The 14,613-nt window shown below is 77.8% G+C and carries 12 protein-coding genes and 2 pseudogenes; 4 read left to right on the top strand and 10 right to left on the bottom strand.

Translation table 11 applies throughout. The features are described from left to right. Positions 1–66 precede the first annotated feature (66 nt). Positions 67–2,499 (top strand): adenylate/guanylate cyclase domain-containing protein, encoded by a 2,433-nt coding sequence (locus NFX44_RS23125; protein WP_262285676.1) that lies wholly within the window; start codon positions 67–69, stop codon positions 2,497–2,499. A gap of 89 nt (positions 2,500–2,588) precedes the next feature. On the opposite strand, the gene NFX44_RS23120 is transcribed toward NFX44_RS23125, so the two are convergent. The 4 genes from NFX44_RS23120 to NFX44_RS23105 all read right to left on the bottom strand — a co-directional run bounded on the left by NFX44_RS23120 (position 2,589) and on the right by NFX44_RS23105 (position 5,527). Beyond that, a complete protein-coding gene (locus tag NFX44_RS23120) occupies positions 2,589–3,155 on the bottom strand; it encodes a dienelactone hydrolase family protein (RefSeq protein ID WP_262285675.1) in 567 nt (188 codons plus the stop codon). Positions 3,156–3,202: 47 nt separating this feature from the next. Beyond that, positions 3,203–3,574, bottom strand: coding sequence for a hydroxyphenylacetyl-CoA thioesterase PaaI (paaI, locus tag NFX44_RS23115; RefSeq protein WP_262285730.1), 372 nt, complete (start codon positions 3,572–3,574; stop codon positions 3,203–3,205). A 37-nt stretch (positions 3,575–3,611) separates the two neighbouring features. Continuing rightward, positions 3,612–4,919: a phenylacetate--CoA ligase PaaK gene (gene paaK, locus NFX44_RS23110; protein WP_262285674.1), complete on the bottom strand. Its 1,308-nt coding sequence runs from the start codon at positions 4,917–4,919 to the stop codon at positions 3,612–3,614. A gap of 158 nt (positions 4,920–5,077) precedes the next feature. After that, positions 5,078–5,527 carry a MarR family winged helix-turn-helix transcriptional regulator gene (locus NFX44_RS23105; protein WP_262285673.1) on the bottom strand — a complete coding sequence of 150 codons (450 nt, stop codon included), beginning with the start codon at positions 5,525–5,527 and terminating at the stop codon, positions 5,078–5,080. Between the two features lie 136 nt (positions 5,528–5,663). On the opposite strand from NFX44_RS23105, the gene NFX44_RS23100 reads away from it, so the two are divergent. The 3 genes from NFX44_RS23100 to crcB all read left to right on the top strand — a co-directional run bounded on the left by NFX44_RS23100 (position 5,664) and on the right by crcB (position 7,908). Next, positions 5,664–6,887 carry an MFS transporter gene (locus NFX44_RS23100; RefSeq protein ID WP_262285672.1) on the top strand — a complete coding sequence of 408 codons (1,224 nt, stop codon included), beginning with the start codon at positions 5,664–5,666 and terminating at the stop codon, positions 6,885–6,887. Between the two features lie 167 nt (positions 6,888–7,054). Continuing rightward, the gene (locus tag NFX44_RS23095; protein WP_262285729.1) at positions 7,055–7,549 is read left to right on the top strand and encodes a CrcB family protein; all 495 of its coding nucleotides are present in this window, start codon (positions 7,055–7,057) and stop codon (positions 7,547–7,549) included. Next, on the top strand, positions 7,546–7,908 hold the full coding sequence (gene crcB, locus NFX44_RS23090) for a fluoride efflux transporter CrcB (protein WP_262285671.1): 363 nt from the start codon (positions 7,546–7,548) through the stop codon (positions 7,906–7,908). Before NFX44_RS23095 ends, crcB begins: the two co-directional genes overlap by 4 nt. Before the next feature lie 17 nt (positions 7,909–7,925). Here the strand turns inward: crcB and cobA are convergent, their stop codons facing one another. The 6 genes and pseudogenes from cobA to cbiE form a co-directional block, all read right to left on the bottom strand. Beyond that, positions 7,926–9,650 carry a uroporphyrinogen-III C-methyltransferase gene (gene cobA / locus NFX44_RS23085; protein WP_262285670.1) on the bottom strand — a complete coding sequence of 575 codons (1,725 nt, stop codon included), beginning with the start codon at positions 9,648–9,650 and terminating at the stop codon, positions 7,926–7,928. Further along, positions 9,647–10,240: a precorrin-8X methylmutase gene (locus NFX44_RS23080; RefSeq protein ID WP_262285669.1), complete on the bottom strand. Its 594-nt coding sequence runs from the start codon at positions 10,238–10,240 to the stop codon at positions 9,647–9,649. The genes cobA and NFX44_RS23080 overlap by 4 nt, the downstream gene beginning before the upstream one ends. Before the next feature lie 55 nt (positions 10,241–10,295). After that, the gene (locus tag NFX44_RS23075; RefSeq protein ID WP_262285668.1) at positions 10,296–11,372 is read right to left on the bottom strand and encodes a HoxN/HupN/NixA family nickel/cobalt transporter; all 1,077 of its coding nucleotides are present in this window, start codon (positions 11,370–11,372) and stop codon (positions 10,296–10,298) included. A 26-nt stretch (positions 11,373–11,398) separates the two neighbouring features. Continuing rightward, positions 11,399–11,557, bottom strand: a pseudogene (locus NFX44_RS23070) (4Fe-4S binding protein); the annotation flags it as partial. Continuing rightward, entirely contained in the window at positions 11,545–13,323 is a 1,779-nt protein-coding gene (gene cobJ, locus NFX44_RS23065) for a precorrin-3B C(17)-methyltransferase (RefSeq protein WP_262285728.1), read from the bottom strand. The pseudogene NFX44_RS23070 and the gene cobJ, both read right to left, overlap by 13 nt. A gap of 89 nt (positions 13,324–13,412) precedes the next feature. Further along, positions 13,413–14,612, bottom strand: a pseudogene (gene cbiE, locus NFX44_RS23060) (precorrin-6y C5,15-methyltransferase (decarboxylating) subunit CbiE); the annotation flags it as partial. Position 14,613 lies beyond the last annotated feature (1 nt).

The following is a 14,613-nucleotide window of genomic DNA, read 5'->3' as shown; positions in this document are numbered from 1 at the left end:
CCGAGGACCCGGTGGTGAAAGTCTCCGGTGGTCGTCAGGCACCGGACCGGGGAAAGGGTGGGTGCGATGCTGATCACCACGCCCGTGGGGAGTCGGGAAGCGGTCACCGGGGCCCGCTGGCCCGTGCCGGAGGAACGGCGCACGGTCACCGTCCTCTTCGCCGACATCGTCGGGTCGACCGGTCTCGTCGAGCGGCTCGACCCGGAGGACGTGCGGGCGCTGCAGCAGGCCTACTTCGGCACGGTGGCCGCGGTGCTCCACCGGTGGCACGGCGTCGTGGAGAAGTACGTCGGCGACGCGGTGATGGCACTGTTCGGGGCGCACGACTCGGACGGCTTCGACGCCTACCGGGCGGTACGCGCCGGACTGGAGATCCAGGACGCGCTGGACCGGCGGCTGCCGGCAGGCACCCGGCTGCGGGTCCGGGTCGGCGTGGCCACCGGCGAGGTGCTGGTCGACCTGGCCGCCACCCGGGACGGCGGGCACGGCGCGGCCAGCGGCGCGGTGATCACCACGGCGGCCCGCCTGCAGGAGCACGCCCCGCCCGGCGGGGTGGTGCTGTGCGCGGCCACCCGGCGGGCCGTCGCGGGCCTGGTCGAGCAGCGCCCGCTCACCGCCCTGGCGGTGGCCGGCCGGGCGGCGCCGCTGGACGTCTGGCGGGTGACCGGGGTGGCCCGGCGCCGGCCGGCCCGGCACCACGCCCCGCTGGTCGGCCGCCGCCGCGAGCTGGCCACGGCCGGCGACGAGATCGTGCGGGCCGTGCGGGAGCGGCGTCCACGCTGGATCTCGCTGGTCGGCCCGGCGGGCAGCGGGCGCAGCCGGCTCCTGCACGAGCTGGTCCGCGCGGTGTCGACCGTGGACGGCGTCGCGGTGCGCTGGTGTGTGGCGCACTGCCCGCCGTTCCCGGACGGCGAGCTGGCGCCGCTGGCGGACCTGGTCCGCGGCCTCGCCGGGCTCCGCGACGGCCAGTCGCCGGAGGCCGTACGCCGGCGGCTGGGCAACACCCTGGACGGGCTGCCGGCGGCCCGGCGCGCTGCGGCGGCGCACGCGCTGGCCGCGTTCCTGGCCGCACCGGCCGACCCGGCGGCCGCCGCGCGCGGCGCCGAGGTGTGCGGAGAGCTCCTGCTGGACCTGGCCGGCGGCCAGCCGGTGGTGGTGGCGGTGGACGACCTGGACCGGGCCGCGCCGGCGCTGAACCGGTTCCTGCACCGGCTGTTCGCCGCGGCCACCGAACGGAGCCTGCCGCTCGCCGTGCTGGCCACGCACGGTCCGCGCTGGGCCGACCTGCTGCCCGGGGCGGCCGGCCGGCGGCGCCGGGTGCCGCTGCCCGCGCTGGGCACCGTCGACACCGGACGGCTGCTGCGGCACCTGCTCGACCGGGCCGGCCGGCCCACGGCGCCGGCCGCGGAGCTGCTCCCGCTGGTCGTCGGCAACCCGGGCGCCGCGGCGGCGTACGTCGCCACGCTCGGCGCCGACGCCGAGCCGGCCGGGGTGCCCGAGCCGGTCCGCCGGCTGGTCGACGCCCGGCTGGACCGGCTGGACGGGGAGCGGCGGGCCGTGTTGATGGCGGTCGCCGCCCGGGATGTGGACGTTCCGGCCGCCACGCTGGCGCGGATGCTCGGCTGGCCGGCCGGGCGCGCCGAGCCGGTGCTGCGTGCGCTGGTCGACGCGGGCCTGCTGCGCCGGACCACCACCGGCGGGTACGCGGTCGCCGAGCCGGCCGTGGCCCGGGTGGCCGCGCACCGGCTGCCCCGCGCCGTGCGGGCGGAGTTCGCCCGCCGGCTGCGGGACGCCGGGCCGGTCGGGGCGATCCGCCCGGCCGCCGGCGGGGTCACCACCGGCCGGGCCGCGTGCCCGGCCGGGGTGGGGCTCCGGTCGGGTGGAGGGGCCCGACCGGCGCCGGTCCCCGGTGCGGACGGCCGGACGCCGGATGTGCCGGCGGACGGCCCGACGCCGGGTGTGGCCGCCGGGGACGGCCCGACGCCCGGCACGACCGCGGGGGGCTGCCCGACGCCGGGTGTGGCCGCGGGGGACGGCCCGACGCCCGGCACGGTCGCGGTAGGTACCCCGACGCCGGGTGTGGCGGCGGGGGGCGGCGCGGCGGCGGGAACCGGCGCGCCGGCCAGCGGGCGGACGGCCAGCCGGCGGACCGTCGCCGTCCGCAGAGGACGGGTCGGCGGCGCGGCGGGCCGGCCGGCGGCGGTGCCGGGGGGCGCCTCCGCCGGGTCCCCTGCCCGGGGCGCTCTCCCGGCGGTCCGGTCCGGCGGCAACCGGCCGGGCCGGGCGGTGCGGGCCCGGCTCGGGGTGTTCCCGGGGCTCCGGGACCCGTTACCCGGCGGCCCGCCGCGCGAGCCGGCGGGCCGGGTGGGGGCGGTGGGCGGGCAACCGCCGGCCGTCGGGCCGCCGCGTCCGCGCCGGACCGGCCGGGAGCGGCCGGTGGGGGCGTCCGCCCGGGCCGGGCTGACCTCGGCCGGCGGCGTGCGGGGGCTCGCCGCGTGAGACGACGTCCGGGCCGGAGCGGGCACGGGGCCACTCCGACCCGGACGTCGTCCCCGGGGCGGCCGGACCGGGGCCGGTCCCGGGGGGGGTCAGCGGTCGGCGAGGAACGCCAGGACCCGGTCCCAGGTGAGGGCGGCGGCCGGCGCGTCGTGATCGGGCGTGCCGGGGTCGGTGTAGAGGTGCCCGGGGCCCGGGTAGCGGTACACGGTCAGCTCGGCGCCGGCCGCGGTCATCGCCCGCTGCCAGTCGTCCACCTCGTCCTGCGTCTCGTAGTCGTCGGGGTCGGCGAGGTGCAGCTGCACCGGCAGGCCGGAGCGTACCGAGGCGGGATCGCCGCCGGTGCCGTGCAGCAGGAGCAGCGCGGCGGCCTCCGGCCGCTCGGCGAGCAGCGCCCCGGCGACGCCCGCGCCCATGGAGAAGCCGGCCAGCACCGTGTCCGCGGGCAGTCCGGCCGCCGCCGCGCGGGCCCGGTCGAGGACCACGTCCCGGCCGATCTTCTCCAACAGCGCGAAGCCGGCGTCGACGGTGTCGGCGGCCGGCACCTCGTACAGGTCGGGGGTGGTCACCTCGTGCCCGGCGGCGCGGAACCGGTCGGCGGCGGCCAGCACGGCGGGGCGCAGCCCGTAGACCGAGTGCAGGAGCAGGATGTGTGCCATCGGCCCATCCTGCCGCAGCGCGGCGGGCGGACGGGCCGGCACGCCGGTCAGTCGCGGGCGATGGTGCGGCTGCGGCCGCGGAACTCGGCGACGACCTCGTCGTCCCGCCACACCGTGACGTCGTAGATGCCGCTGCGGCCGTAGCGGACCCGCTCGGTGGCCCGGGCCTCCAGCAGGTCGCCCTCGCGGACCGGGCGGAGGAAGCTGATCTCGCCGCCGGCGGCCACGGTGGCCGGGCCGTGGCTGTTGCAGGCCAGCGCGAACGCGGTGTCGGCGAGCAGGAAGACGAAGCCGCCGTGGCCGATGGCGTGGCCGTTCAGCATGGCCGGGGTGACCCGCATCCGGGCCACCGCCGCGCCGTCGCCGGCCGACACCAGCTCGATGCCGAGCCCCTTGGACGCCACGTCGGCGTCGAACATGTCGTGGGCCGCGGTGCGGCCGTCCTCGCCCGCCACGTCAGTTGCCCCGCCGCTGGTCGACGATCCGGCGCATCTTGCCCATCGAGCGCTCCACCCCGTCGGGTTCGATGACCTGGACCGCCACGCTCACCCCGATGGTGTTCTTGACCTGCTCGACCAGGACGGCGCCGGCCCGCTCGGCCTCGTCGGCGGCCACCCCGGCCCGCCGCTCCACCTTCACGGTGAGGGTGTCCATCCGGCCCTGCCGGTCCAGCACGCACTGGAAGTGCGGCGACAGCGCGGGCGTACGCAGGATCAGCTCCTCGATCTGGGTCGGGAAGACGTTGACCCCGCGCACGATCATCATGTCGTCGGTCCGGCCGGTGATCTTCTCGATCCGGCGCATGCTGCGCGCCGTGCCGGGCAGCAGCCGGGTGAGGTCGCGGGTGCGGTAGCGGACCACCGGCATGGCCTCCTTGGTGAGGGAGGTGAGCACCAGCTCGCCCCGCTCGCCGTCGGGCAGCACCTCGCCGGTGACCGGGTCGATGATCTCCGGGTAGAAGTGGTCCTCCCACAGGTGCAGGCCGTCCTTGGTCTCCACGCACTCGACCGCCACCCCGGGGCCCATCACCTCGGAGAGGCCGTAGATGTCCACGGCGTGCATGTCGAGGCGCTGCTCCATCTCCCGGCGCATGTCCTCGGTCCACGGCTCGGCGCCGAAGATGCCGACCTGGAGCGACGTGGACCTCGGGTCGAGGCCCTGGCGCTCCATCTCGTCGACGATGGCCAGCATGTAGCTGGGGGTGACCATGATGACCTCGGGCTCGAAGTCGCGGATCAGCATGACCTGCCGCTCGGTCATCCCGCCGGAGACGGGGATGACCGTGCAGCCCAGCTCCTCGGCGCCGTAGTGCGCGCCGAGCCCGCCGGTGAACAGCCCGTAGCCGTACGCCACGTGGACCCGGTCGCCCGGGCGGCCGCCGGAGGCCCGGATCGAGCGGGCCATCAGCTTCGCCCAGGTGTCGAGGTCGGCGCGGGTGTAGCCGACGACGGTGGGCCGCCCGGTGGTGCCGGAGGAGGCGTGCAGCCGGGCGACCCGCTCCCGGGGCACCGCGAACATGCCGAACGGGTAGTTCTCCCGCAGCTCGGCCTTGCCGGTGAACGGGAAGCGGGCCAGGTCGCCCAGCTCGCGCAGGTCGTCGGGGTGCGCGCCGGCCGCCTCGAAGGCCTGCCGGTAGTGCGGCACGTTGTCGTACGCGTGCCGCAGCGACCAGCGCAGCCGGTCGAGTTGCAGCGCCCGCAGCTCGTCGACGCCGGCCCGCTCGACGGGTTCCAGCTCGTCCGGACGAGGGGTGCGGTCCTGCACGGTGGCCTCCTGCGCGACGGGTGCGCCGGCGCCGCGTCACGCCGGGCGGGTGCGATCACCGTACGCCCGTACGGCCCGTCCTGCCAGGTCAGCGGCGTCGGCATAGCCGGTCGCCGATGCAGTGGGAGGAGATTCGGCCGCGCCGGGGGTGTCGGTGCTCAGCGGGCGGCGGGCAGCCGGTGCAGCGCGTCGACCAGCGGGGCCAGCTCGGGGGTGCGCTCGGCCTCGGCGAGCGCGTCGGCGAGCACCCGGTCGTGGGTGGGGCGGGCCCGGCCGAGCAGCTCCGAGCCGGCCGCGGTCAGCTCGGTGTAGATGCCGCGCCGGTCGTCCGCGCAGAGCACGCGGGTGAGCAGGCCGCGCTCCTCCAGCCGGGTGACCAGGCGGGTGGTGGCGCTGCCGGAGAGCGCGGCGGCGCGGGCGAGCTGCCGCATCCGCATGTGCCAGCCGTCCTGCCGGGAGAGCGCGTCGAGCACCGTGTACTCCACGACGGAGAGGTCGTGCTCGCCCTGGAGGGCGCGCTCCAGCGCGGTCTCGATGAGGCCGTGCAGCGCGGCGAGAGTGCGCCAGCCCTGCGCGCGGATCTCCACCGCGTCGTCGGCGATCCCCATGACGCCCCCTCTGGTGTGACCTGGACGGCCCCAGGCTACCACCCTTGCGCCGGTATACGGCGCGTGCAACTATCTTCGTTGTCGGCGCGGGTAGTTGCACGCGCCTTTTGTTTCGAACGCATGGATTGGGTACGGCATGGCACAGCGCACCTCGGCCCTCCCCGGCGGCCTGATCGCCCTGGCGATCGGGGCGTTCGGCATCGGGCTGACCGAGTTCGTGATCATGGGGCTGCTCCCCCAGGTCGCCGCCGACTTCGCGGTCAGCGAGTCGGTGGCCGGCTGGTTGATCTCCGGCTACGCCCTCAGCGTCGCGGTCGGCGGGGTGGCGCTCACCGCCGCCGTCACCCGGCTGCGCCGCAAGCCGGTGCTGCTCGGCCTCATGGTGCTCTTCATCGCCGGCAACCTGCTCTCGGCGCTGGCCGGCGACTACGGCACCATGCTGGCCGGCCGGATCGTCGCGGCACTCTGCCACGGCGCGTTCTTCGGCATCGGCGCGGTCGTGGCGGCCGGCCTGGTCGCGCCGGCCCGCCGGGCGGGCGCGATCGCCATGATGTTCGCCGGCCTCACGATCGCCAACGTCCTCGGCGTGCCGTTCGGCACCCTCCTCGGCCAGCACCTCGGCTGGCGCGCCACGTTCTGGGCGATCACCGCCATCGGGCTGGTCGCGCTGGTCGGCCTCGCCGTCCTGGTGCCCGGCCGCGGTCCGGCGACCGACGCCGCGCCGACCGGCGGGCTGCGCGGCGAGCTGCGGGCCTTCACCCACGCCCAGGTCTGGTTCTCGCTCGTGGTCACCGTGCTCGGCTTCGGCGGCATGTTCGGCGCGTTCACCTACATCGCGTACACGCTCACCGAGGTGAGCGGCTTCGCGGCCGGCACCGTGCCGTGGCTGCTGGTGCTCTTCGGGGTCGGGCTGTTCGCCGGCAACCTGGCCGGCGGCCGGGCCGCCGACGTGTCGCTGTCCCGGACCCTGGTCACCGTGCTGGCGGTGCTCACCCTGGTGCTGGTCGGCTTCGCGCTGACCGCCGGCAACCCGGCGCTGACCGTGGTCGCGCTGGTGCTGATGGGCGCGTTCGGCTTCGCCACCGTGCCGCCGCTCCAGATGCGGATCATGAAGTACGCCCGCCGGGCCCCGACCCTGGCCTCCGGGGCGAACATCGCCGCGTTCAACGTCGGCAACGCGCTCGGCGCCTGGCTCGGCGGCCTGACCATCGACGCCGGCCTCGGCTTCACCGCCCCGATCTGGGCCGGCGCCGGGCTCACCCTGCTCGGCCTCGCGGTGCTGCTGGTGGCCGAGCGGCGTGCCCGGCGTACCCCGGGCGACGCCGCGGCCACCCACGAGCTGGCCGACGTCGCGGCCTGACCGGCCCACCCCGGCCGGTCCCGACCGGCGGGCGCGGCCGCGGACGAGGCCGGCTGAGGGACGGCGTTATGCTCGGGCGGAACCGGCGGTGGGGCCCGCCGTCCCGGCAACGGCCGGGAGAACCGCGACCCGCTCGCCAACGGTCCCTGCCAGTGCTGCGCGTCCTGGTGGGAGGCACCGTGACCGGACCGTCCGAGTTCCGCGTCGACCCCGACGTCGACCTGCGCGTCCCCGCCGACCGGCGGGAGCTGCCCGCCCACCCGGCGGCGGTGCTCGGGGTCATCGCCGCCGGCGGGGTGCTCGGCGCGCTGGGCCGGGCCGGGCTCCAGGCCGCGTTCCCGCACCCGCCCACCGGCTTCCCGTGGGCCACCTTCGGCATCAACCTCACCGGCTGCCTGCTGATCGGCGCGCTCATGGCGGTGCTCACCGCCCGCCCGGCCGGGCCGCTGGTCCGGCCGTTCCTCGGCGTCGGCGTGCTCGGCGGCTTCACCACCTTCTCCACGTACGCCGTGGACGCCCAGCGGGCGATCGCCGCCGGGGCGCCGGGCACCGCGCTCGCGTACGTGGCGGCAACCCTGGCCGGGGCGTTGCTGGCGGTCGCGGCCGGGGACGCGGTGGCCGGCCGGGTGCTGGCCCGGGCGCGGGGCGGGGCGGGCCGGTGACCGTCCTGCTGATCGCGCTCGGGGCGGCGGTGGGCGCGCCGCTGCGCTACCTGACCGACCGGGCCGTGCAGGCCCGGCACGGCTCCCCGTTCCCCTGGGGCACGCTGACGGTCAACGTGGTCGGGTCGCTGGTGCTCGGCGCGGTGGCCGCCGTGCCCGCCTCCCCCGCGGTGACCGCCCTGCTCGGCACCGGCTTCTGCGGCGCGCTGACCACCTGGTCCACCCTGAGCTACGAGACCCTGCGGCTGCACCGCGGCGGCCATCGCGGCCACGCCCTGGCCAACGTGCTGGGCAGCATCGCGGCCGGCCTCGCCGCGGCCACCCTCGGCTACGTGCTGGCCCGCGCCGTCACCGGCTGATCCGCCGGACCCGCACATCACCCCCGAGCCGAGACGGCGGCAGTCGCCGGGTGGGTCGCGGCAGGCGCCCGCCCGGTCGCGGCAGGCGCCGAAGCGGGATCGGCGGCGAGCCCCACCACCGCTCCGACCACGAAGACCGCCGGCGGCCGGACCTCGGCGCGGTCGGCGAGCGCGCCGACCTCGTCCAGCCGGCAGCGGGCCGACCACTGCTCCGGGTGTCCGGCGTCGCGGACCACCAGCACCGGCGTCTCCGGCGCCCGCCCATGGGCGAGCAGTTCGGCGGCGATCCGCCCGACGGTGTCCACCGCCATGAGCAGCACCAGCGTGCCCCGGGCCCGGGCCAGCGCGGCCCAGTCCACCAGGGAATCGGGATGCCCGGGCGGCAGGTGCCCGGACACCACGGTGACCTCGTGCGCCACGCCCCGGTGGGTCACCGGCACCCCGGCCAGGGCGGGCGCGGCCACCGCGCTGCTCACCCCCGGCACGAGCACCGTCTCCACCCCGGCCGCGGCACAGGCGAGGACCTCCTCGTGGCCCCGGCCGAAGACGTACGGGTCGCCGCCCTTGAGCCGGACCACCCGGCGCCCGGCGCGGGCGTGCGCGATCAGCGTGTCGTTGATGGTGTCCTGGGCCATCGACGGGCCGCGGGGCACCTTGGCGGCGTCCACCACGAGCACGCCGGGGCGCAGCCGGCGCAGCAGCCCGGCCGGGGCGAGCCGGTCGGCCACCACCACGTCCGCGGCGTCGAGCAGCGCCCGGCCGCGTACGGTGATCAGGTCGTCCGGGCCGGGCCCGCCGCCCACCACGGCCACCTGTCCGGGACGCAGCGCCGGCTCGTCGTGGTGGCCGGCATGGTGGTGGTGATGGTGGTGGCCGTGCCCGTCGGCCGGGTCGTCGGGGTGGTGGTGCGGGGTCTGCGGCCGGCCCACCTTGTCGGCGAACCCGGGCAGCGCCACCCGGTACGCGCAGGTGTCGCAGTTCATCCGGATGTCCCCGCGCAGCGCCTCGGCGTGCCGCTCCAGGACCAGGTCGGCGAGGGGATCACAATCCCCGATCACCTCGGCCATCCGCACGTCCAGTCCGGGATGGTCGGCGGCGAACTCCCGGCTCTGCGCCACGATCCGGTCCGGCAGCACCCCGGCGAAGAGGAAGTACGGGGCGACCACGATCCGCCGGGCGCCGAGCCGCCGCAGCCGCTCCAGCACGGCCGGCACGGACGGCTCGGCGAGCGAGACGAAGCCGGGTTCCACCCCGGCGTAGCCGCGCCCCTCCCAGAGCAGCCGGGCCACCTTGGTCACCTCGGCGTTGGCGTCCGGGTCGGTGGAGCCGCGCCCGACCAGGGCCACCCACGTGCCGGCCCGGTCGGCCCCGTCGAGCGCCGCGTCGATCCGCCGCGCGAGCGTCTCCTGGAGCAGCGGGTGCGGCCCGAGCGGCCGCCCGTAGGCGTACCGCAGGCCGGGGTGGCGCTCCTTCTCCCGGGCGAGGGCGGCGGGGATGTCCCCCTTGCCGTGCCCGGCGGCGGCCAGCACCAGCGGCAGCGCCACGACGGACCGGTGGCCACGGCCGGCGAGCGCGCCGACGGCGTCGGTCAGCGGCGGGCGGGACAGCTCGATGAAGCCGCCCTCGACGTCGGCGACCGCGCCCCGGCGGCGGATCCGTTCCACCAGCGCGGCGAACTGGGCGACGCCGGCGGCGCTGCGGGTGCCGTGCCCGACGATCAGCAGCGGGGTCCGGTCCTTCACTTCTCCTCCAGATACAGCAGGGCGTTGAGGGCGGCGGCGGCCACCGCGGAGCCGCCCTTCTCGCCCACGTTGGACACGGCGGGCAGGCCGCTGGCCCGCAGCGCCGCCTTGGACTCGGCCGCGCCCACGAAGCCGACCGGCAGGCCGACCACCAGGGCCGGGGCCGCGTCGAGCGCGATCAGCTCGACGAGCGCGGTGGGGGCGCAGCCGACCACCCAGACCGCGCCCGGACCCACCCGGTCGGACGCGATCCGCACCGCGGCGGCCGAGCGGGTGATGCTGGCGGCGCGGCCCAGCTCGGCGGCGGCCGGCTCGGCGACCGGGCAGACGATCTCCCGCCCGGCCCGGGTGATGCCGGCCGCGACCATCCACACGTCGGTCACGATCGGCGCGCCGGCCCGCAGCGCGGCCAGCCCGGCGGCCAGGCCGTCCTCGTCGCAGACCAGGTCGGCGACGTAGTCAAGGTCGGCGCTGGCGTGCACCACCCGCTCGGTGACCGCCCGGGTCAGCGGCGGCAGGTGCGACAGGTCGACCCGCCCGCGCAGGATCCGGTAGGACTCCGCCTCGATCGGGTGCACGGTCCGGCTCACGAGCGGATCTCCGTTCGCGACTGCGGGGCTCGCAGACCCGGCTCACTCCTCACGCTCACGAGGCGGCCTGCCCGTAGCGGCGGTCGTGGCCGCGCAGCCGCCAGAGCAGCACGGCGCCGCCCCAGGCGAGGGCGAAGAGGCCCACCACGGCGTAGCCGAGCTGCTCGAAGTGGTCGGCGGTCGAGGCGTACCCGGCCAGGACGGTGACCCCGAGGTGGTCGGCGAGCAGCCCGGCCAGGTAGACGCTGGCGACCAGGCCGCCGACCAGCACGGTCATGGTGGTGGTGGCCAGGTTGTACCAGAGCCGCCGGGCCGGTTGCCGGTACGCCCAGGAGTAGGCGCGGCTCATCAGCAGGCTGTCGGCGGTGTCCATGGCGGACATCCCGGCGGCGAAGAGCAGCGGCAGGGTGAGCAGCGCCAGCACGGGCAGCCCGCCGGCCGCGGCGGTGCTCGCCGACAGCGCCAGCAGGGTCACCTCGCTGGCCGTCTCCAGGCCGAGCCCGAAGAGGAAACCGACCGGGGCCATGTGCCAGGAGGAGCGGACCAGGGTGCGGGCCCGCGCCCCGAGGATCCGGTGCATCAGCCCCCGGTTGAGCAGCAGGAGGTCCAGCTCGGTCTCGTCCAGCGCGCCGGCGCGCAGCCGCCGCCAGAGCCGGGCCAGCCCGGCCAGCACCACCGCGTTGAGGGCCGCCACGAGCAGCAGGAAGCCGGTCGCCGTGACGATCGCGACGGTCGCGCCGACCTCGCGGACGCCGGCCATCCGGTCACCGGTCAGCCGGGTGGAGGCGAGCCCGACCACGAGGGCGAGCAGCAGCACCACGGCGCTGTGCCCGAGGGCGAAGAAGAAGCCGACGCCGACCGGCCGCCGGCCGCGCAGCAGCATGAGCCGGGTGGTGTCGTCGATGGCGGCGATGTGGTCGGCGTCGAAGGCGTGCCGCACCCCCAGCACGTAGGCCAGGGTGCCGGCGCCGGCCAGCCCGCCGGCCGCCGCCGGCTGGTGGTTCCAGTACAGGTAGAGGGTCACGCCGGCCACGTGCAGCGCGGCGACCGCGCACACGATGCCGCCCAGGCGGGCCCGTTCGACGCGGCTCCAGCGGCCGATGGTGGGGACGGCGGTCGGGGTCGAGGTCATCGCTCTCCTCCGGGTTCGGGGTCGACGCGGATCGCGTCCACGGGGCAGATCTCCAGGCATTCGAGGCAGCCGGTGCAGCGGTCGGTGACGCGCAGGCCGGCGGGGGTGGGGCGGATGGCGTGCGTCGGGCAGGTGAGCAGGCAGGCGCCGCAGCCCTGGCAGGCGCCGATGGTCACGACCGCCACCGGTACCCCCGGGGCGTCACCATCCGGCCGGCGACCACCCACGTCTGCGAGCTGCCGACCACCACCACGCTGTACATGTCGACAAGGGCCGGGTCGAGGGTGGCCAGGGTGGCCAGGTGCACCCGCTCGCCGGGGCGGCTGGCGTTGCGCACCACGCCGACCGGGGTGTCCGGCGGGCGGTGCGCCGCGAAGGCGTCCAACGCCGCGCCGAGCTGCCAGTCACGGGTGCGGCTGCGCGGGTTGTAGAGCAGCGCCACCAGGTCGCCGCCGGCCGCGGCGGCGATCCGGCCCGCGATCACCTCCCACGGGGTGTGCAGGTCGGACAGGCTCAGGTAGACGTGGTCGTGCCCCAGCGGCGCCCCGAGCAGCGCGGACGCGGCGAGCCCGGCGGTCACCCCGGGCACACCGACCACGTCGATCCGGTCGTCGGCGTACTCCAGGGCGGGGCTGGCCATCGCGTACACCCCGGCGTCGCCGGAGCCGACCAGAGCGACCGCGTGACCGGCGGTGGCCTCGGCGACGGCGGCCCGGGCCCGCGCCTCCTCCGCGCCGAGCCCGCTGGCCAGCACCCGCGTGCCGGGGCGGAGCAGGCCACGGACCTGGTCGACGTACTGGTCCAGGCCCACCACCACGGCGGCCCGGCGCAGCTCGGCCACCGCCCGCGGGGTGCGCAGGTCGGCCGCGCCCGGGCCGAGGCCGACCAGCGCGAGCCGGCCGCGCGGGGCGTGCCGGGCCACCGCGACGGTGGCCATCGCCGAGGCGGTCTTCGGCACCAGCAGCGTGCCGCCGCCGCGCAGTGCCGAGGCCTCCGCGACGCTCGGCGTGCCGACCGCGGCGCGGACCACCTCGCTGGGGTGCGGCACGTCGACCGCCGCCAGGTCCGCCGCGGGCCACGTCTCCAGGGGCACGCCGTACGCCTCTGCGGCCGCCCGGATGCCCGCCTCGTCGGCCTTGAGGTCCACGCTGGCCAAGCAGCGCAGGCTGGCCGGGCTGAGGCCGGCGTCGGCGAGCGCCCGGCGCAGCAGGTCGGTCACCTCGGCGGCGGGCACACCCCGACTGGACCCGACCCCGGCGACCAGGGACGGCGGCCGGAGCACCACGGTCCGCCCGTCGACCGGGACGATCCGGTCGGTGACCAGGATCCGCCAGCCGTCCGCACCGCCGCCGTCACCAGCGTCGGCGGCACCGTCGTCGACGTCAGGCGTCCCGGCGATGGGCGCCGCGGCGGCCAGCGCTGTGCGCGAGCCGGTCGGCGGGCGCGCAACCTCGACGTGGACGTGCGCGGGCAGGGCGGGCAGCGGCCACGTGGCGTCGGCGACCAGCCGGACCGGCTCGCCGTCGAGGAGCGCCCGGGACACCGCGGCCACCGCGCCCTCCACCGGCCAGCCGAGGGTGTCCAACCCGGGTAGGCCGACCGCGTCGGTGGCGGTGGTGACCACCGGCCGGGCGTCGAGCAGCGCGCCCACCTCGGTGGCGAGGTCGTTGGCGCCGCCGGCGTGCCCGCCGAGCAGGGCCACGGCGTGCCGGGCCGCCTCGTCGACGACCACCACGGCCGGGTCGGTGTGCTTGTCCCCGAGCAGCGGGGCGAGGATGCGGACCACCGCGCCGGTGGCCAGGAAGGCGACCACCGCGTCGCACTCCCGCCAGGCGGCCCGCAGCGCGTCGGCGGCGCTCCCCGCCTCCACGAGCCGGGCGTGCGGCCAGGCCGCGGCGACGGTACGCGCGTGCCGCCGCCCGGCGGCGGTCGCCGCCACGAGTCCGACAATGAGCGGCTCCCTGTCGACGCCTCCGGCGGCGCGGGGGTCCCCTGTGGACAGGTCCGAGGGTGTGGTCACGGGTTCCTCCGGGTGGACGGTCATCGGTGTTCCGCGGTGAGGACGACGACCGGGTTGGTGGCGGCCAGGCGCAGCGAGCCGCCGGGCAGGTCGGCGAGGCGGGCGGCGGCGAGCTGGCAGCCGTCGACCGCGTAGCCGGCGGCGCGCAGCAGGTGCACGGCCGGCGCGACCCGGTCGAGGGCGGCCAGGGTGACCACCACCCGGGGCGGGCGGCGGTCGGCCACCGCGGCGAGCACGTCCACGCCGCCCCCGCCCACGAAGACCGCGTCCGGGTCGGGCAGCCCGGCCAGGGCCGCCGGGGCCGTGCCGGTCACCACCCGGACGTCGACACCGTGGCGGGCGGCGTTGGCCCGGATCGGCGCGTCCGGGTCGCGTTCGACGGCGAGCACCGCCGCGCCGAGCAGCGCGCACTCGATGCCGACCGAGCCGCTGCCCGCGCCGACGTCCCAGACGAGCCGGCCCAGGCGGGGCCGCAGCCGGGCCACCACGAGGGCCCGCACCTCGGCCTTGGTGATCATCGAGTCCCGGTGGGCGTACGCGGACTCGGGCAGCGCCCACCCCCCGGGCGGCGCGGCGGCGGGCTGGTCGTCGGCGCGCATCACGGCCGGCGCGGTCGCCGGGGCGAGGCTGAGCACGACGTGCGGGTCGGTCCAGGCCGTCGCGGCGGCCCCGGCCGGGGTGGTCCAGGTGACCCGCTCGTCGGGGGCGCCGAGGTGCTCGGCGACGACCAGGCGGCGGTCCCAGCCGGCCAGTCCGGCGCCCAGCTCGGCCGCGCCCGCGCCGGGGGCGGTGAGCACCGCGACGGCGGGCAGCGCCCGGCAGGCGTTGAGCGCGGGGCGCGGGTCGCGGCCGTGCGCGGTGACCACGGCGGCGCCGTCCCAGGGCAGCCCGGCGCGGGCGAACGCGGCGGCGACGCTGGAGACCGCGGGCAGCACCCGCAGCGGCAGGCCGGCGGCCCGGAGCCGGCGGACGATGCCGAAGAAGCCGGGGTCGCCGCTGGCCAGCACCACCGCGGGCGTGCCGGCGGCGACGGCGGCGGCGAGCCGGTCCAGGGCGGGGGCGAGCGGGCCGAGGACGACCGTGGGGCAGCCGGGCGGCACGGGCACGGCGGCCAGGTGCCGGGCCGCGCCGACGACCAGCCCGGCGCCGGCCAGCGCCTCGACGAGCGCGGGGTGCGCCGGACGGCCGGCGGCGTCGATGCCCGCCACGAGCACGGTCGGG

Source organism: Micromonospora sp. MA102 (genome assembly GCF_025460765.1).
GTDB lineage: Bacteria > Actinomycetota > Actinomycetes > Mycobacteriales > Micromonosporaceae > Micromonospora > Micromonospora halotolerans.
Note: the sequence above shows the minus strand (reverse complement) of the source record. Positions and strands in the feature narration are given on the sequence as shown.

What these genes read in the sequence shown, in the direction of transcription:
- NFX44_RS23100 (WP_262285672.1), top strand. Translation starts at nt 5,664, where the DNA reads ATGGCACAGCGCACCTCGGCCCTCCCCGGCGGCCTGATCGCCCTGGCG.
- NFX44_RS23075 (WP_262285668.1), bottom strand. Translation starts at nt 11,372, where the DNA reads ATGACCTCGACCCCGACCGCCGTCCCCACCATCGGCCGCTGGAGCCGC.
- NFX44_RS23125 (WP_262285676.1), top strand. Translation starts at nt 67, where the DNA reads ATGCTGATCACCACGCCCGTGGGGAGTCGGGAAGCGGTCACCGGGGCC.
- paaI (WP_262285730.1), bottom strand. Translation starts at nt 3,574, where the DNA reads ATGTTCGACGCCGACGTGGCGTCCAAGGGGCTCGGCATCGAGCTGGTG.
- NFX44_RS23105 (WP_262285673.1), bottom strand. Translation starts at nt 5,527, where the DNA reads ATGGGGATCGCCGACGACGCGGTGGAGATCCGCGCGCAGGGCTGGCGC.
- NFX44_RS23120 (WP_262285675.1), bottom strand. Translation starts at nt 3,155, where the DNA reads ATGGCACACATCCTGCTCCTGCACTCGGTCTACGGGCTGCGCCCCGCC.